A 16,438-nucleotide genomic window follows, 5' to 3' on the forward strand; every position below is an offset into this window, starting at 1 on the left:
TTGTGCTGAAAAGACGGAATACTTGTTCCAGAAGACTATTTTAGTGACTATCGGGAAAACTCTCTAGGAGACATACCAAAATGCATTGAAAACCGTCGACTAAACGCGGAAAGGTCACTATAACCAACTCGTTCAGCTATCAACTGAACTGGAAGGTCTGTATGAGTCAGTAGTGCTTTGGCTTTTTCCATACGTTGTAGTGTAATGTACTTATGGACGCTCACTTTTAGCTGCTCTTTAAAAAGCTTTTTAAACTGCGTCGGACTCAAGCAAGCGGCATTCGCTAATGAGGCAATGGTGAGTGGCTGATCAAGCTGCTCCGCGATCACAACCTGTACATCTCGAATACGCAAATCCACGGAGCGAGACCGCTTTTGCTGCTCCAGCAACAGATAGAAGGTTGCAACCATTGAGTTTTCAATTTCATCATTAACCTGATACTCAAGTTGCTTTTCGACAAACTGGATAAAGCTCAGTAGAGGCGGGCTAATCGAAAACACAGCCACACTATTATCCATCAAATGAGTGGGCAAAGTGGTCATATCCGCAACAATAAAGCGTGATGACTCTTCGGCATTAAACCCGTGAGCACAACTTTTGGGGATGACTATGCAGTCGCCAACCGCCACCTTTCCGACATAGCTATCCATATCAATATGTATGTTGCCCTGGAGAGGAAGCACCAGTTGATGATAATCACTATGAGTATGTCGGCTCATACGTTTCGTGTAGGAGCGAATGCTTAAGCTAGATTTCATAAAAACAACATACAGTTAAAGGATACCGCATTATAGCGTTGAAAGTATCGAGGTTGAAAGCTGGGCAGTTGTAAGCCCAGATCTTGAATGGGATGTGGTTTGTTAGTCCGCCTCGGACTCTAACGAAGCCAACCAACGAAGCACTTCCGCAGTTGCCTCAATAAGATCGCTTGGGATGTACTGGTCGACGTTACCGTCGGCGTATAGTGCACGAGCAAGAGGGACTTTTTGCATCACAGGCACGCCTTCCTCTTTAGCGATTGCGACCATACGTTTGGCTACCGCATCGGTTTCCATCAAAGTGATGACGGGCAGGGGCGTTTCGCCTTTCTTGTAATAAAGGCCAACCGCGATATGTGTTGGGTTTGTAACTAATACATTAGAACGTTTAACGTTTTCACGTTGATTAGAGGCTTGTAGCTCTTGGTGTAACTGACGACGTTTGCTTTTTATTTCTGGACTGCCTTCCATCTCTTTGTATTCGCGCTTCACTTCGTCCTTGCTCATTTTGAGCTTTTTCGTGTGATCAAACTTCTGGTACGCAAAATCTGCGGCAGCGATGACGATGAAACCTACCGAAGAGATAATCATTAATTGTTTAATCATGACGCCAGTAATGGTCGGGACACATTCTAGCCCACAAGTTGGAATTTGCATTAAAGCGTTGATGTTACCGCGTAATGTCACCCAGATAATGCAGGAAAGAAGAGAGACTTTAAGGATCGACTTGATAAACTCAATCACACTCTTGAGGGAAAAAATGCGTTTGGCACCTTCGACGGGATTGATCTTTTTGATGTCGGGTTTAACGGATTCACCACTAAATAGGAACCCGAACTGCCCCATATTGGAAAAGATGGCGACGAGTGCAGCAACCAGAATAATCGGAGCGAGTAGATAGGCAATTTCTTTTGCGATGGCGATAGCGACATCGACTAGCGCATCTTGGAAACCCTGATAAGCAAGCTTACTTGGTAGGAGAATAAGCGCTGAGATGTGCGACATGTAATAATCGGCGAACGCAAACAGTACAATTATGAGCGCCAAAATTAATGCAGACGATACGATTTCTTGGCTTTTGGCAACCTGACCTTTCTGTCGAGCATCGCGTAACTTTTTTGCGGTGGGTTGCTCAGTTTTTTCTGCACTCATAAAGAATCCTAAGCGTTATTGCCAAATGGTATTGAGTTGTTCTGCGAATCGGGTAATGCCGTAAAACTGTACTTCAAAGTGATCCATCATTATTCCGAGATACACGATCAGTAAAACACTCGCGATGGCACTTTTTATTGGCATGGCAAGGAAAAAAACATTCAATTGCGGTGCAAAACGACTGATAAGCGCCAGACCAAACTCAGCAAGAAACATTGCCAACACTAGTGGAGCGGACATCAACACACCAAGCCACATAAGCTGTTCAAATTGCGCGTAGAAGAAGCTAACCCATGCGTCGCTAACGGTTGGGAAAAAGTCCACGATCGGCCAAGATGTATAGCTTTTGAATAACGCATAGATAAAAGTGACAAAGCCCCCGCCAGAGAAGAACAGGGTAATCAACGTTTGGGTCAGCAACACGGCTGTTGGTGTGGATTGTGAGCCTAGCGTTGGGTTAAACATACTTGCCATGGCAGCACCACGTTGGTTGTCGACCAGAAAACCGGCCGCTTCTATCGCCCAAAAGGGGATAGCAGCAACAAACCCTATCAATAGCCCAATTAATACCTCCTTACCCAAAATCACTATCAGCCAAATGCCGTCGGTTTCTGCGGGCAAGCTTTGCTGATTAATCATCGGAAATATAAACAGCGCGAGTGAGCAAAGCACACCATTTCTCACCATGGTGCCGCCTAGCATTTGCTTGCTCAAAATAGGCAAAAAGATGAAGCATGCCATTACCCGAGGTAACGTCAGACTGTACAAAAATAAAACCTGGTGTAAGTCGTGATAACTCATCGTATTTGAGGAATTTTATCCATAGCAAGCGAGGCGAAGGCGTGGAGCTCTGCCCCTAGCCATTGCGTTGTGACGAACAGTGTAATAATGACCGCGATAAGCTTGACCACAAAGCCTAACGTTTGTTCTTGGACCTGAGTTAACGCCTGAATAAGCGACACCAATGTACCAACCAATGCTGCGACTAAAATCGGCGGTAATGACAAGTACAACACTAGGGTTAATGCTTGAGTCGTGAAATGAATGATTTCAGCAGAATGCATACTTTCTCCGTGATTAACCGTAACTCAACACTAAGCCGTGGGTGAGCTTTGTCCAGCCGTCAAGCAAGACAAAAAGCAACAATTTGAAGGGGAGGGAAATCGTCATTGGCGATACCATCATCATCCCCATTGCGAGTAGGATATTCGACACAATTAGGTCAATAGCGATGAACGGTAAGTACAACAGAAAGCCAATTTCAAAAGCGCGAGTAAGTTCGCTGACGGTAAATGCGGGCAGTAAGAGCAATAAACTGTCCGACTCTAAACGGTCTACGTACTTCTGTGGCCACAATGTGCGTGCAGCATCAGTGAAGAATATGGCTTCGGTTTCCCGAATATGCTTTTTCAAAAATTCTCGATAAGGCTGTAAACCGCTTTCAATGAGGCCTTCTACACTTGCAGAATCTTCAAGGGAGATATCATGCTGCTTTACGTAGTCGTAGGTTTCAAACCCGACGGGAGCCATGATGAAAATTGACAGAATGATGGCCAATCCGTAAAGCGCCATATTCGGCGGAATTTGCTGTACACCGAGAGCGTTACGCAGCAGTGAGAATACAACGGCCAGTTTCACAAACGACGTCGCCATCATGGCGATAAATGGGATCAGTGCCAGCAGTGCTAAGCTGACAATGAGATTGAGCTCGTCGGGTAACTGGATCATGCTGGCTCCTGCGTGCCACCGAACAGCTCCAGTACGCGCACACCTAAATGTTCGTTAACATTAACCAGTTCACACTCACCAATGATTTTGCCGTTGGCACGCAATGTTACCGGTTTAGATACAGGCTGGTTTAGCTCGAATACGTACCCTGGCTGAAGCTGGTTAAGCTGCTCTAGCGTGATGGTTTGATGGCCGATATCAAACGTGAGTTCCACAGGCAGTTGCTGGTGGTCGGTTAACATTTCTGAAGTGTTTACGTCATTCATATTGGTTTCTTTTTCCATAATGTGAAGAGTTTGGTCATCCAGTTGGCAGCGCCAGAGATTCTGGTTAGATACTTGAAAAATGGCTTGTTGCTTGGCGATGTAACCATCGTCAAAAAAGATGACATCTCCCAGCTCGAGCGAATTAAATTCGCTTAACGTCAAATGGGTCCTTCCAAGACTTAACCACACAGGTAAAGCGAGGTGTCGAGCTTGTAGAGCAGCGCTGTTTGGTAGCGCATCCAACAACACGTCTGATCCTTCGCTAACCCACAAACAAAGAGAGCCGTTAGGCTTATTGAGGGTTAACATTAAAGTATGCTCTTGGGCCTGGCTCGCCTCTAACGGCTGTAGTTGACTAAGAATGGGTAACTGACCAAATAGCGCTTTGATTGCCTCACTATGCGGTTCTATCTGTGAGCTCAAAAGTGCTAACTGGAGGGAGTTAGGCAGGGACTCAAACGCAGTAGCATTTAAGGTCGATTTCAGCCAATGTTGGAGCTGCGCACGAGAAAAGTCTACTTGTAGGGTTTGCCCTCCAATCAACGTGGTTAAACGGAACCCTTCAAATGAAGGGATTTGAGCAACAGTAATCGATACGCTCTGACCATCAGTCCCTTGGAAGTGGCACTGTTTTGCACAAAGTTGATTGCTGAGCGCGATACTTTCTGCATCCACTTTGGGGATTATTAACGGCGTCATAGGTCATTCTCCGCTTGCCATTCTTCATACACGCTGCGTTGTTGGCGTGAGTGTTGTTGTTCATGTTGTTGTTGATCGAGCTGTTGAGTTTGTTCGCTGATCGCTAAGCGAAGTGGCTGCTCACCACCGAATCGGTTTAGCCGTTCAGCAAGATCTTGTCTAGCTTGCTGGCTAATAATGGTAAGGGCATGCTCTTGTCGAATCGTCACGCTATACCCTTGAGCGTCCAACTTGATGTGGATTTCACCACCTTTTAATTGTCCTTCACTTAGAAACAGCCGAACCTCTTTGTTGTCCGATGCGGTTGGCAGAGCAACATAGATTTTGTCCACCAATTGCTGGAGTAATTGGTTTACGTCTCGCGTTGGGCTTGGTTGAGCCTGCGAAGCAACACTTTTTAGGATGACATCGCCTTGTGTTACCGCACTTGCAAAGGGCTGAGAAGGCACTTTTTCTTCATCCGTTTTAACGGCGACTAGTGCGCTTTTCGTCACGATTTTTTCAAGAGGCTTGGTTTCAGGCAGGCCACCAGTTTGGTCTAGTCGTTTGCCTGTATTCTGTAGCGACGGAGTTGCACGCTTATTGTGCGTTTTTTCAGTTTGCTTTTTCGTTAAGCCAACAATGTTAATCCCATATTGAGCGAGCTCTGTCTCTGTCGCACTTTGGGGAAGCAAGCCAGATTCAAGCGTAGAGAGACAATCCGGCGAGGTATGTTTATCCATCGGCGTCGGTTTATCATCTTTCAAATGAGCTTGAGCTTGAAAGTGAGGATCAACACGCTCGGTAGAAGGGGAGCTTAGAACTGTGTTGCCATCGCTTTTTCCATCATTTTTAAGCAATTTATTGTTTTCGCTAATTATTTCTTCGCTATTTGCTGCGTCGTCTTGCGGTTTCTCTATATCTCTCTTAGTGACGACGTCACTTTTACCTTTTAAAGTGGAGGTGTTTTTGTCAGCGTTGGCTTCTTGGTTCGATAGGTTAAGTTTCTTATCTAGACCTTGAGATGTCTTATGCCTTAGCGGTATGTCTTCTTCGCCAGTATGATTTTTTTGGGGATTCCCAACGATAGACTCCTTTCCCTCGCTAGGCTTCTTCGTCATTGCATGCTCGAATTGTGATTGAAGCTCGGCCTCCTTCTCGAGAGGCGCTTGTTCCGGCGTTGATTTGTGCAGCGTATTCGATGCTTCAGTTGTTGGGGTAATGCGCATAGTGAACCTTTAGATAATGTCGACAGTGCGAAACTCTTCCTGTTCGAGTTCTTCTTGGTATTGCCTTTCTCGCGATTTTTCCGCGACTTCTTGTTGCTGCAACTGAACGAATTTTTCTTTGGTTTTATGGGCTTGTCGCGCCTCTTTTTGCTTTTCTTTAAGTGCCGAGCGTTCGATTTCAAGCGCTTTTTTTGACTCGGCCACACGCTGTTTAAGTTCGGCTTCTCTCTCTCTTAACAACGCGATTTCTTGTCTTAATGTTTCCAGCTCTTTGAGAACGAGCGTTTGTTGTTTTGCTTTAGCAAAACGTCGCTCTTCTTCTTCCTGGCGCCAAACGTGATAGTCCGCGACAGAACGTTCGGCCTTTTGAACCTGTGCTGTGGCGTTTGACACGCGGTATTCTTGACGCTTGACGGCTTTATCCGCACGGTCAGCGCGAATTTTTTTGATTTCTAATAAGCGTTCTATCATTGTTTCACCATCCCTTTAAGTTGAGCGATAGCGCCATCAAGATCGCTTAGTTCATGCGTGCCTTGGCGTAAAAAGGCGCGTATATCATCACTTTGTGCAATGGCCATATCCGCTCGGCTATCTGCACCATGTTGGTATTCGCCAATTTTGATTAGCAGTTCAACTTCTTCATACTTAGCTAACATTTCGCGAATATGAGCAGCAGACGCCTGATGATCGGATTCAACGATTTGATTCATCACTCGGCTTGCTGACCGAAGTACATCAATCGCAGGGTAGTGGTTCATTGCCGCAAGTTTACGCGAGAGAATAATGTGCCCGTCTAAAATTGAGCGAGTTTCATCCGCGACAGGCTCTGTCATGTCGTCACCTTCCACCAACACGGTGTACAGTGCTGTAATTGATCCTTTGTCTGATTGTCCAGCTCGTTCCATCAGCTTTGGCAAAGCGGCAAAAACGGAAGGCGGATAGCCACGTCGTGTTGGTGGCTCGCCTGCGGCTAGTCCAATCTCCCTCTGTGCGCGGGCGAAACGCGTTACAGAATCCATCAGCAGTAGCACGCGTTTACCTTGGTCACGAAAATATTCTGCGATAGAAGTGGCAACAAAAGCGGCTTTGGCGCGCTCCATTGCTGGGCGATCAGAGGTAGCGACCACTAAAACCGATTTGGCCATTCCTTCTTCGCCTAGGTCATGCTCAATAAACTCGCGCACTTCGCGTCCGCGTTCACCAATTAAGGCGAGAACGGTCACGTCAACTTCTGCGGAGCGAATCAGTTTTGCCAGTAGGGTACTTTTACCCCCGCCAGCCGCTGCAAAAATACCCATGCGCTGACCTTCACCACAGGTCAGTAGCCCATCAATGGATCGAACGCCAAGAGAGATTGGCTTTTCAATCAGTTTACGTTGCATTGGTGGTGGTGCATCGCGATAAACAGGATACCAAGCGCTTGGTTCTTGACTTTGCGTACCATCGAAAGGACGTCCAAGCCCGTCAAGCGTTGTACCTAACAGGTGGTCGCCAACACCCACTTCGTGCATTTTACCCATTGGGCTTACTTCTGTATTTGAGGAAATCCCAAACATATTTCCTAACGGAGTGAGCAAAGCGTGATGCTGCTGGAAGCCAACCACTTCCGCTAACAAAGACAGAGTTTGATCGGGATTACGCAACTCACACAGTTCACCTACACGAACGCCAGGGACGACAGCTTTGATAATGGTGCCGGTGACTTGCGTAACGCGCCCGCGAATTTGGATCAAACGCGTGTGTTTAATCGCAGATTGTTGGATATCAGTGATGTATGAGAAATCGTTCAAGGTAAAAATATGCGCAATGATTGATGCTGAGAGGATAGAAAGTATAAGAATCAATTTATAGTGAATATCAGTCGGGAGTTTTTAGAAAACTGAAAGCGCACTAAAAAAACACGTCTGATTTTGACAGCTTCAACAAAGCGCACTTCCTATAATTCGCCTGTATTGTGCGGAAGGAGTGCAAGTGAATGAGTATTATCAACAATCATATCGCAACAAATCCAAAGTTTGATGCGTCTATCCAAAGCGGGTTGGAATCGTCTCGTCCCGACGTTTCACAAAAAGGCAATTATCGCGGTGAAACCGTCCGTGTTCACAATGCCACACAATCACTTTTTGATGCGATGGAAGAACTCACTTCACTCGGTTCCGAAAAAGCAGAGAAAGATCTGACTAAGCGCAAAGTGAAAGACAGTGGTGTTCGAGTTAATGAAGCACATGAACTCGTTTCGGACTATTTAAGAAAAGTCCCTGATCTTGAAAAGAATCAAAAGATCAAAGATTTGGCTACAAAAATGGCGGGAGGAAATATCTCGACCATCGCGCAATTACAAGCCTACTTGAATGGGTTTTCCGAGGAGAAAAGCCATCAATACCTCGCCCTAAAAGCCGTTAAAAAGTTTTTGAGTGCGAGTCCAGAAAGTAAACACCTACTAGCGCTGATTGACCAAGCACTTCTAAGAATCGAGCAAAACCCAGATACATGGTCTCAAATTGATACGGAAATCCGTGTCTCAAATTTTGCTGATGAATACAGCCAAGAGCAAGAGTTTAGCTCTTTGCATCAGCTGCGCGGCTTCTACCGCGATACCGTTCATAGTTATCAAGGGCTCGGCGCGGCTTATCAAGATGTAGTGGCGCGCTTTGGTGAGCAGGAGGTATCGACTGCTGTTGACTTTATGCTGCAAGGCATGAGTGCAGATCTTAGTGTTCAAGGTAGCAGTATCGATTCGGTTAAGTTGCAGTGGTTGATGTCCGATATGCAAAAACTCAAAACTCTAAATACGTTGCAAGATCGTGTGAATCAGCTGTTCCAAATGTTTAAACCGGAAAGGACGAATTATGGCTTATCAAGTTTCTAATTTGATGGCTGATGTGATTGCGTTGGTAGAGCAGCGATGGGTAAGCAGTGATGAGATATGGAAAGTCGCCAACGCAATGGAATTGACGGCGGTAGAACAAAAAATCGATTTTTTTCGAGAGTTCCATAAGTTAGTTCGCGCAATCCCAATTGACGTATTCGCCGATGAAGAACAACGACAGAATTTAATCCAAGCGGTACAAAAGGCGCTAGACGAAGCCATTGATATAGAAGAAGAGGAAGCGTGGGAAGATGAGTTGGATTGATGCATCCGTCGATGAATTTTGCCGAGGAATGGGGCTCGATGCCGTCGATTTCTCATCAGCTGGACGGGTGCAGCTGGATTTTGAGCAAAGTGGTACGCTGCATATTGAGCGACAGGGTGAGCAGTTATTCTTGATGTTGTCTCGAGCGTTATCTTGGCATCAAACCAGTGACATGATTCAAAGTGCACTGTGTTTGTGTCATGCCGATCAAGGCTGGCCTTTCGAAATTAAAACCGGCTTGTTAGATGAGCAAACTCTGGTTTTTTCAGCAAGGCTAAAAGGAGAAGAAGTAACACTTCCGACCTTAGAGCAAGCGTTTACGCTTTTGGCTCGTCTACATAACGATGTGGCAGGCTCATGACTCGAGTTAGCACTTTAAACGTAGGCATAGAAGCCTTCACGCATGTTACTCATAGTGAGGTTAAGGCCGATTTCCCTGAACGGTTTCAATTACTTCCGGATGGACAGGCGGTCGCTACGCATTTAGAGAAGCTCTATGACCTCAGGCCTTCAGACCAATATCTCATCGCGTTAACTAAGCCCAAGCTGCTGCACTCAGAGTTGTTGCGTCCAGAAAAGTACCGCCAACAGTTCGATGAAACGTTGGCTCAGCTGCAAGTTCTTGCACAGGACTCAGGCTCCGTTTCTTTTATCAAAGCATCCGAAACGCTACAAAGTACACAACTTGATCAGCGTTACCTCACTATGGCGCTCAATCTCCTTATTCAGGTCTAACCAACATGTTGAGATCCAAAGACATTGAACTCTTACTTGTTCACGCTGCGCTACAAGTTCAATACCAAAAGCCAGAGCATGCCATTTCTATTCTCGATGCGGTTCTAGAAATAGAACCGCATCACAAAGAGGCGATGCAAACACTTGCTGTGGCGTGTTTACAAAGTGGTCGATATACCCGGACGATTGAGGTGTGTGAGCACTTATTAAAATCCGACCTTCATCCTGACTCGGCAGGACTCTGGTTTTGTTTAAGCCAAGCGCGTTGGAAACAAAATGACGTCGATGGGGCACGCCAAGCGCACCGACGCTATCTGCAATCTTTAAATAGTGAATCACATGAATAAGTTGATCGATATTCTAAACAAAGTAGGGCAACGCAAAGACATCATGCTTGCGGTGATGTTACTCGCGATCGTCTTTATGATGATATTGCCACTTCCTACCGCACTGGTGGATGTGCTGATTGGCACCAACATGAGCATTGCGGTGGTGCTGCTTATGTTAGCGATTTACATCACCACGCCACTTGAGTTCTCTGCATTTCCTGCGGTGCTATTGATCACGACATTGTTTCGTCTGTCTTTATCTATCACGACAACCCGCTTGATCTTGCTACAAGGCGATGCTGGTCAAATCGTTTATACATTCGGTAACTTCGTTGTGGGCGGTAACTTAGTGGTCGGTATCGTTGTGTTCCTGATCATTACCATTGTTCAGTTTATGGTGATCACCAAAGGCTCAGAAAGGGTAGCAGAAGTTAGTGCGCGCTTCTCACTCGATGCGATGCCTGGTAAGCAGATGAGTATTGACGGTGACATGCGTGCCGGAGTAATTGACGTACACGAAGCTAGGCACCGACGATCGCTGATTGAAAAAGAAAGCCAAATGTATGGCTCGATGGATGGCGCGATGAAGTTCGTTAAAGGCGACTCCATTGCGGGTCTGGTCATCATTGTGGTCAACATCTTAGGTGGCGTCACGATCGGGGTAACGCAAAAAGGCATGAGTGCTTCTGAAGCACTTGAATTGTTTGCGATTTTGACCGTTGGCGATGGTTTGGTATCGCAGATCCCGGCACTCTTTATCGCGATTACCGCCGGTATTATCGTGACGCGTGTTTCCCATGAAGACTCTTCTGATCTTGGATCGGATATTGGTGGGCAGGTGATTGCTCAGCCACGAGCACTTCTTATTGGTGGTGTGCTTTTGGTGCTGTTCGCACTCATCCCTGGGTTTCCAAAAATCACTTTTCTGGTCTTGGCCGCCGTGGTTGGTGGTGGTGGTTTCTTCCTTTTCTATCAACAGAAAAAACAAGCTGAATCAGATAGCACCGACTTATCAAGCTTTGTTTCGCAAGGGGCCGGTTCGCCAGCAGCGAAGCCAAGCAAACCTACGCCTTCTAGAAACAGTAAAGGTAAGTTAGGTGAGCAAGAAGAGTTCGCCATGACGGTCCCGCTGTTGATTGATCTTGACGCGAGCCTTCAGGAAAGCTTGGAAGCGGTCGCATTAAATGAAGAGCTAGCAAGGGTGAGGCGCGCACTATATCTCGACCTAGGCGTGCCTTTCCCAGGCATCCACCTGCGCTTTAACGAGGGGATGCAAAATGGCGAGTACTTAATTCAGTTACAAGAAGTCCCGGTTGCACGAGGACGAATTGTTAAAGATCAACTCTTGGTGACAGAAGGGAATGAACAGATCGATTTATTAGGCGTGCCTTATGAGCAAGATGAAGATTTTCTACCTGGTATTTCTAGCATTTGGGTGGCACAGAGTTATGAGCAAAAACTCGTAGCCAGTCATGTAGGTTTTCTCACACCCGACAGAATTTTAACGTACCACTTGTCTCATGTTCTTAAGGAGTACGCGCAAGACTTTATTGGTATTCAGGAGACGCGTTATCTGTTGGAGCAGATGGAAGGCAGTTATTCGGAGCTAGTCAAAGAGGCCCAGCGTATTGTTCCGTTGCAAAAAATGACGGAAATCTTGCAACGCTTGGTTTCTGAAGACATTTCTATCCGAAACCTTCGCGTGATCTTGGAAGCGATGGTTGAGTGGGGCCAAAAAGAGAAAGATGTTGTACAGCTGACGGAGTACATTCGTTCCAGCTTAAAACGTTACATTTGCTACAAATACGCGAGCGGACAAAACATGTTGCCCGCTTACTTATTGGATCAAAGTCTCGAAGACACAATACGCAGCGGTATTCGTCAAACCTCAGCAGGGAGTTACTTGGCGTTAGACCCGTCAGTAACGCAACAATTTGTCAGTGATGTGAAACAGACCATTGGTGACTTAAGCCGCATGCCGAATAAACCTGTGCTAGTTGTGTCTATGGATGTACGCCGATATGTGCGAAAGCTTATTGAATCGGAATACTACGATCTGCCCGTTTTGTCATTTCAAGAACTAACCCAGCAAATCAATATTCAGCCACTTGGAAGGGTGGGGATGTAATGAAAACAAAACTAATACTCTCGCTGGCGCAAGCGGGGATCGAAGTGACGCCATACTTTTGGCAACAAAGTGAAATTCAACTTGGTTATCGAATTGAAGTTGAAGGCTTAGAGCTCGTTTTTCGGGTGGAGGACGGTGAAATCATCATCGTTCTTCTGAAACGCATTCGTCCAAAATTGGGGTTGAGTAACCCCTTTGCCGGCTTATTTCTCTTGGCTGAACATGCCATTCAACTTTATCCCTCCGATTGGGTCATTCGCGGCAACGTCGATGTGTTACGTGGTAGCAACATGAGCAGCCAGCGATTGGCACAGTTCTATCTAAAAGCATGCGGTGCAAGCCATGATGAGCTAGACGACTGGTACTGTTTACGCCTAGCAGATTATAGACCTTTGAAAAAGTTGAAAAAGTAAAAACTCACGACTGTTACTGACAGCACCGATGAGATGACCCGCTTTAAGATAGGAATCAAGATGAAGCAACCGTTTACCGATGCGATTGAGAACGCTGAGCTTGCCATTAGAAAAGCTGAAGACAGAACCGATATTTTTAACGAGCTATTGGAAGGCTTAGGTGTTGGTCCTGTTGCGGGGGATGTTTTACTTGGCGGCATAAAAGCGCCAGTAGATACCATGAAACGTGCAGAGCAAGAGCTAATAGACGAAGTCCAGCGCCGCCGGCAACAACAAAATCAGCTACAAGGTACGTCAGGTAAACGCAGAAAGCGTCCCACAGTGATGCGCGGCATGATGATTTAGAGGTTTGGAAATGACGAATATGAAAACGACTGGCTCTACGACAGGAGCAACAGACACAGCTGCGAGTAGTGCACCATTACCCACTTTCCAACAAAACTTGATAGAGGCATTTACCCCTGTACTGGGTGAAGCAGAGACTCAGCAACTTGCCTCCCTAATCTCTTCATTGCCAACTATCTCGGGACAAACGGAATCACAAAGTATCGCGCTTTATGTTGATACGCTTGAAAACCTAAAAGCGAAAAATAACGCGTTTGCTGGTATATCATTGACCGACACCGCATCTGTTTGGATAAAGTCGCTACAAAGTGCTAACTCAGATGGCGAATTAACCGCAGCCGAGTTTAATGCTCAAACAAACCAAACGCTATCAAATCAGTTTCAGGCTTGGTTTAGTAAGTTACTGACGGAAAACGTAGATAGCTCGTTGTCTACTGAGTTTGTTAGTCAATTTAATCTGGGCACTCAGAGTAACCAAGCGGAGCAGATCGCCAACCTCTCCGAGACAGGTCTGGCTAATGCCACCAAAGAAATTTCTCTTTTTGTTGCAGAGCTTGCTAATCAAATGGGCTCCCGTGAAGTGAGAGATGCTTCTATTTCTTTTCTTCGCAATGCCTTTAGTAGCTTAGGTTCCGTTAATCTCGCGCAACTGAAGAGCTCGGATTTCCTGTTGACTAAAGAGAGTTTCGCTCTTCAAGTCTCAGCTCAATTAAAAAGTAGTTTTCAAGGCATCGGTATTACTTTAAGCACCGATGACGCAAGTGCGCTAGCTAGCAGAATTACCTGGACTCCTGGTATTTCTAAACAGCAGCTTAAAGAAGCGTTAGATGAAATGGCCGCTCAAGTGAAAGGTCAATATAGCGCAGCTTATGGTGAGGCGAGTGGAACGAACAATCTAAAAGCAGCACTTAATACTGTCATTGGTGGAACTGAGCCTTTGACCCTTTCTAGTCTGTTCGCCAACTTCGCGGTGAGTTTAACAAATATAGAAATCGACGACTTTTACCAGGACAGAGCGATAGCCGATGTCCAAAAGACACAAATAACGGCAGCTCAAGTTAATTTGATCAAAGAAAACACCGAACGAGATATCCGATTACAGTTTGAAAAAATAGTAAAAGGTGAATCTACCGGGGCTTCATTTACTGAGCGATACGAGGCATTGCGCAAGAACTTAGGGGCATTGAAAGAGCGTCTACTCAATATCACCGATAAAGAGAAAGCGGATCGCGAGGTGAGAGCAGAGCACTCTCTAACGGCTCGTGATTTGTTGGCCGTTGTTGAGTCCAGCATTGGAGACCGTTTTGATGAGCAAGTGCTGCTTGCACTAAATGAGCGTCGTGTTAACCGTTTAGAGAAACGTAATGACCAGAAAGAGGCATTAGAGGATCTCACAATACAGCTTAAAGTTTTTGGTGTTGTGCAATCAAAAATTCACTCTACGCAAAGTGTTGATGGGGTTTATAAACCGGGATATCCAGAAAGTAACTTCAAAGCGAGTGACTTTAACTACAGCAATCAAACGGATTTTGAAGCTTCACCTGAGTACAAGTATTTGACGGATAATAAAATAACAAACCATCGAGACTTCCTTCAAACACAAGGTATTACTATCGGTGATGGTGCGTCGTACCAAGACGAAGAGAAGTCTAAAAAACTGTCTAATTTTTCTAGTTCTGTCAGTGCTAAATCCAAGTTGCTTAACGATGAAGTGCAAATCAAAACCACTGAGCTGAACGACACCAGTTCTCAATACAACTCGACCGTTGAAGCGATGAACAAGTTTGTTCAGAAGTACCACAGTATTTTACAAGAAATCCTACGAGCCATTTAAGGATAACCAACCATGACTAAAACAAACGCGACCGATCCATCTCAAATGCAAGCAGAAGAACTGCTGTCTTTTTTGGAAGAGGGAGGCACGCTAAAAATGTTGCACGATGTGTCTCAGGACACCATCGAACATATTTATGCCGTAGGTTACAACTTTTTCCAATCGGGAAAGATTGAGCAAGCAGCGAAAGTATTTCAATTACTCAGCATGCTTGATCATTATCAGGCGCGATTTTTCATTGGCCTTGGCGCGGCTCGTCAGGAGTTGGGTGAGTATCTGCAGGCAATAGACGCCTACAGCTACGCAGCGCTAGTGGACGTAAATGATCCACGCCCACCTTTTCACTCTGCTGAATGTCACCTGAAACTGGAACAACTGACAGAAGCAGAGAGTGGGTTTTATAGCGCGAAGGAGATGTCTGCCGGAAAATCACAATATGCAGATTTGCATGAGCGTGCAGGCATCATGTTAGAAGCGGTGAGAAATAAAAAGGAGTAATTAGACTATGAGTTCTATTGCACTTGACCGCATCCAGACACAGGTTTATAGCCCTGAATCTGGCCAAGCCACGTTAGATAACGTGCAGAAAACGGTGTCTACAGCGACGCCTTCTGTGACGGTAGAAAACGTGAAGAGTAAAGATGCAGATGTACTGAACACCGGAAAAGTAAAAGTTCAGTTAGATGCACCTAACGCAGCTGTTAGTGACAAAGTGAATGATTTGACGCTAAAAGCCATGGCACAGCTGCAAAAGATCGTCGATACCATTGCAAAATCTCTCCATGCAGTTGCAGACCAAACAGGTTCGATTGCCGTCAAAATCATCGCAGGATCTGCTGATGATTTTGAAGTAGAGCTTGCTGCTATCACGGATAAACTGAAAAGTGCTCAAAACGAGCTGAAAATTCAGGAAGTGAAGGTCGCAAAAGCTAAACACGAAAAAGAGATGGTGGAAAACCAAGACAAAATCAAAGAATCGGAAGCCGCTGCAAAAGAAGCCCAAAAATCAGGCTTAGCAGCGAAGATCTTTGGTTGGATCAGTGCGGTGGTTTCTATTGTTGTTGGTGCCGTAATGGTGGCAACGGGTGTTGGTGCAGCAGCCGGTGCACTTATGATCGCTGGTGGCGTTATGGGAGCAGTGAGCATGGCGTTGCAAGAGCCAGCCGTTCAAGATGCGCTAAAAGAAGCGGGCGTAAATGTCGATGTGCTAAACAAAGTCGTAATGGCATTAGAAATCGCCGTCGCGGTTATCGGAGCTGTTGTGACGTTTGGTGGTGCAGCAGCTGGCGGTATCGCGAAACTTGCAGCGAAAGGTGCTGGTAAGGTAGCTCAAAAGGTCACGGAAATCGCTACGAAAGCCGCTGCAAACATGGCGAAAGTGGCGGATATGGGCACAAAAGCTGCGACAACAACAGCGAAAGCGATTCGTTATGGCGCAGAAACCGTCGATCTTGCCGTCAACGTGGGTAAAGGCGCAACGGACAGTGTTCACGCTGCTAACAATGCTCACGTGACAGAGATTCAGGCTGATATCACAGACCTTCGAGCCAAAATGACGTTAAGCCAGGCTGTCATTGATAAGCTCAAAGAAGAGATTGGTAAGTTGATGGAAGACTTCCAAGAGCTGATGAGCCTCATCATGCAAATGATTCAAGCGAAAAGTGAAACTATGCAAACGGTGTTAAGCCGTCCTGCAACGGTATAAGGAG

Annotated in this window: 20 protein-coding genes; 11 read left to right on the plus strand and 9 right to left on the minus strand. The window is 45.9% G+C overall.

All coding sequences use genetic code 11. From position 1 onward, the window contains the following. Positions 1-47: 47 nt before the first annotated feature. The 9 genes from J4N43_RS07065 to vscN form a co-directional block, all read right to left on the minus strand. Positions 48-758 carry a helix-turn-helix domain-containing protein gene (locus J4N43_RS07065; RefSeq protein WP_021707757.1) on the minus strand — a complete coding sequence of 237 codons (711 nt, stop codon included), beginning with the start codon at positions 756-758 and terminating at the stop codon, positions 48-50. Between the two features lie 102 nt (positions 759-860). Next, complete coding sequence (gene vscU, locus J4N43_RS07070; protein ID WP_005387129.1) at positions 861-1,910, minus strand: SctU family type III secretion system export apparatus subunit VscU; 1,050 nt, start codon at positions 1,908-1,910, stop codon at positions 861-863. Positions 1,911-1,925: 15 nt separating this feature from the next. Continuing rightward, positions 1,926-2,711 carry a type III secretion system export apparatus subunit SctT gene (gene sctT / locus J4N43_RS07075; RefSeq protein WP_158159675.1) on the minus strand — a complete coding sequence of 262 codons (786 nt, stop codon included), beginning with the start codon at positions 2,709-2,711 and terminating at the stop codon, positions 1,926-1,928. After that, positions 2,708-2,974 (minus strand): SctS family type III secretion system export apparatus subunit VscS, encoded by a 267-nt coding sequence (gene vscS, locus J4N43_RS07080; protein WP_005377227.1) that lies wholly within the window; start codon positions 2,972-2,974, stop codon positions 2,708-2,710. Before vscS ends, sctT begins: the two co-directional genes overlap by 4 nt. A gap of 13 nt (positions 2,975-2,987) precedes the next feature. Then, complete coding sequence (gene vscR, locus J4N43_RS07085) at positions 2,988-3,638, minus strand: SctR family type III secretion system export apparatus subunit VscR (RefSeq protein WP_005377232.1); 651 nt, start codon at positions 3,636-3,638, stop codon at positions 2,988-2,990. Next, a complete protein-coding gene (vscQ, locus tag J4N43_RS07090; RefSeq protein ID WP_017634547.1) occupies positions 3,635-4,603 on the minus strand; it encodes a SctQ family type III secretion system cytoplasmic ring protein VscQ in 969 nt (322 codons plus the stop codon). The genes vscR and vscQ overlap by 4 nt, the downstream gene beginning before the upstream one ends. Beyond that, a complete protein-coding gene (locus tag J4N43_RS07095; protein WP_158159674.1) occupies positions 4,600-5,811 on the minus strand; it encodes a type III secretion system needle length determinant in 1,212 nt (403 codons plus the stop codon). Before J4N43_RS07095 ends, vscQ begins: the two co-directional genes overlap by 4 nt. 9 nt (positions 5,812-5,820) lie before the next feature. Continuing rightward, positions 5,821-6,282, minus strand: coding sequence for a type III secretion protein (locus tag J4N43_RS07100; protein ID WP_065274573.1), 462 nt, complete (start codon positions 6,280-6,282; stop codon positions 5,821-5,823). After that, positions 6,279-7,601 carry a SctN family type III secretion system ATPase VscN gene (gene vscN / locus J4N43_RS07105; protein WP_124008910.1) on the minus strand — a complete coding sequence of 441 codons (1,323 nt, stop codon included), beginning with the start codon at positions 7,599-7,601 and terminating at the stop codon, positions 6,279-6,281. Before vscN ends, J4N43_RS07100 begins: the two co-directional genes overlap by 4 nt. A 185-nt stretch (positions 7,602-7,786) precedes the next feature. Here vscN and sctW point away from each other — a divergent pair, with 185 nt between their 5' ends. From sctW to vopB, 11 genes are read left to right on the plus strand one after another with little or no spacing between them, the layout of a single operon-like run. Continuing rightward, the gene (sctW, locus tag J4N43_RS07110; RefSeq protein ID WP_158159673.1) at positions 7,787-8,680 is read left to right on the plus strand and encodes a type III secretion system gatekeeper subunit SctW; all 894 of its coding nucleotides are present in this window, start codon (positions 7,787-7,789) and stop codon (positions 8,678-8,680) included. Then, positions 8,661-8,945 carry a TyeA family type III secretion system gatekeeper subunit gene (locus J4N43_RS07115; protein WP_005377239.1) on the plus strand — a complete coding sequence of 95 codons (285 nt, stop codon included), beginning with the start codon at positions 8,661-8,663 and terminating at the stop codon, positions 8,943-8,945. The genes sctW and J4N43_RS07115 overlap by 20 nt, the downstream gene beginning before the upstream one ends. Next, entirely contained in the window at positions 8,932-9,306 is a 375-nt protein-coding gene (sycN, locus tag J4N43_RS07120) for a type III secretion chaperone SycN (RefSeq protein ID WP_005388159.1), read from the plus strand. Before J4N43_RS07115 ends, sycN begins: the two co-directional genes overlap by 14 nt. Next, a complete protein-coding gene (vscX, locus tag J4N43_RS07125) occupies positions 9,303-9,680 on the plus strand; it encodes a type III secretion system protein VscX (protein WP_064368455.1) in 378 nt (125 codons plus the stop codon). Before sycN ends, vscX begins: the two co-directional genes overlap by 4 nt. A gap of 5 nt (positions 9,681-9,685) precedes the next feature. Then, entirely contained in the window at positions 9,686-10,027 is a 342-nt protein-coding gene (gene vscY, locus J4N43_RS07130) for a type III secretion system chaperone VscY (protein ID WP_158156522.1), read from the plus strand. Next, the gene (gene vcrD, locus J4N43_RS07135) at positions 10,011-12,137 is read left to right on the plus strand and encodes a SctV family type III secretion system export apparatus subunit VcrD (RefSeq protein ID WP_104979251.1); all 2,127 of its coding nucleotides are present in this window, start codon (positions 10,011-10,013) and stop codon (positions 12,135-12,137) included. Before vscY ends, vcrD begins: the two co-directional genes overlap by 17 nt. Beyond that, the gene (locus tag J4N43_RS07140; RefSeq protein ID WP_053350345.1) at positions 12,137-12,550 is read left to right on the plus strand and encodes an LcrR family type III secretion system chaperone; all 414 of its coding nucleotides are present in this window, start codon (positions 12,137-12,139) and stop codon (positions 12,548-12,550) included. Before vcrD ends, J4N43_RS07140 begins: the two co-directional genes overlap by 1 nt. Before the next feature lie 60 nt (positions 12,551-12,610). Beyond that, complete coding sequence (locus tag J4N43_RS07145) at positions 12,611-12,895, plus strand: LcrG family type III secretion system chaperone (RefSeq protein WP_005395092.1); 285 nt, start codon at positions 12,611-12,613, stop codon at positions 12,893-12,895. A 10-nt stretch (positions 12,896-12,905) separates the two neighbouring features. Further along, positions 12,906-14,729 carry a virulence-associated V antigen gene (locus J4N43_RS07150; RefSeq protein WP_158159672.1) on the plus strand — a complete coding sequence of 608 codons (1,824 nt, stop codon included), beginning with the start codon at positions 12,906-12,908 and terminating at the stop codon, positions 14,727-14,729. A gap of 12 nt (positions 14,730-14,741) precedes the next feature. Then, complete coding sequence (gene vcrH / locus J4N43_RS07155; protein ID WP_005377258.1) at positions 14,742-15,227, plus strand: SycD/LcrH family type III secretion system chaperone VcrH; 486 nt, start codon at positions 14,742-14,744, stop codon at positions 15,225-15,227. A 7-nt stretch (positions 15,228-15,234) separates the two neighbouring features. Beyond that, positions 15,235-16,434, plus strand: coding sequence for a type III secretion system translocon subunit VopB (gene vopB / locus J4N43_RS07160; protein WP_054575027.1), 1,200 nt, complete (start codon positions 15,235-15,237; stop codon positions 16,432-16,434). The last annotated feature ends 4 nt before the right edge of the window (positions 16,435-16,438 follow it).

The sequence above is a fragment of the Vibrio sp. SCSIO 43009 genome, assembly GCF_023716525.1.
In the GTDB taxonomy this organism is placed as follows: Bacteria; Pseudomonadota; Gammaproteobacteria; order Enterobacterales; family Vibrionaceae; genus Vibrio; species Vibrio alginolyticus.

Excerpts from the sequence above, each read along its gene's own strand:
- J4N43_RS07065 (WP_021707757.1), bottom strand. The coding sequence starts at position 758 with ATGAAATCTAGCTTAAGCATTCGCTCCTACACGAAACGTATGAGCCGA.
- vscU (WP_005387129.1), bottom strand. The coding sequence starts at position 1,910 with ATGAGTGCAGAAAAAACTGAGCAACCCACCGCAAAAAAGTTACGCGAT.
- sctT (WP_158159675.1), bottom strand. The coding sequence starts at position 2,711 with ATGAGTTATCACGACTTACACCAGGTTTTATTTTTGTACAGTCTGACG.
- vscS (WP_005377227.1), bottom strand. The coding sequence starts at position 2,974 with ATGCATTCTGCTGAAATCATTCATTTCACGACTCAAGCATTAACCCTA.
- vscR (WP_005377232.1), bottom strand. The coding sequence starts at position 3,638 with ATGATCCAGTTACCCGACGAGCTCAATCTCATTGTCAGCTTAGCACTG.
- vscQ (WP_017634547.1), bottom strand. The coding sequence starts at position 4,603 with ATGACGCCGTTAATAATCCCCAAAGTGGATGCAGAAAGTATCGCGCTC.
- J4N43_RS07095 (WP_158159674.1), bottom strand. The coding sequence starts at position 5,811 with ATGCGCATTACCCCAACAACTGAAGCATCGAATACGCTGCACAAATCA.
- J4N43_RS07100 (WP_065274573.1), bottom strand. The coding sequence starts at position 6,282 with ATGATAGAACGCTTATTAGAAATCAAAAAAATTCGCGCTGACCGTGCG.
- sctW (WP_158159673.1), top strand. The coding sequence starts at position 7,787 with ATGAGTATTATCAACAATCATATCGCAACAAATCCAAAGTTTGATGCG.
- J4N43_RS07115 (WP_005377239.1), top strand. The coding sequence starts at position 8,661 with ATGGCTTATCAAGTTTCTAATTTGATGGCTGATGTGATTGCGTTGGTA.
- sycN (WP_005388159.1), top strand. The coding sequence starts at position 8,932 with ATGAGTTGGATTGATGCATCCGTCGATGAATTTTGCCGAGGAATGGGG.
- vscX (WP_064368455.1), top strand. The coding sequence starts at position 9,303 with ATGACTCGAGTTAGCACTTTAAACGTAGGCATAGAAGCCTTCACGCAT.
- vscY (WP_158156522.1), top strand. The coding sequence starts at position 9,686 with ATGTTGAGATCCAAAGACATTGAACTCTTACTTGTTCACGCTGCGCTA.
- J4N43_RS07140 (WP_053350345.1), top strand. The coding sequence starts at position 12,137 with ATGAAAACAAAACTAATACTCTCGCTGGCGCAAGCGGGGATCGAAGTG.
- J4N43_RS07145 (WP_005395092.1), top strand. The coding sequence starts at position 12,611 with ATGAAGCAACCGTTTACCGATGCGATTGAGAACGCTGAGCTTGCCATT.
- J4N43_RS07150 (WP_158159672.1), top strand. The coding sequence starts at position 12,906 with ATGACGAATATGAAAACGACTGGCTCTACGACAGGAGCAACAGACACA.
- vcrH (WP_005377258.1), top strand. The coding sequence starts at position 14,742 with ATGACTAAAACAAACGCGACCGATCCATCTCAAATGCAAGCAGAAGAA.
- vopB (WP_054575027.1), top strand. The coding sequence starts at position 15,235 with ATGAGTTCTATTGCACTTGACCGCATCCAGACACAGGTTTATAGCCCT.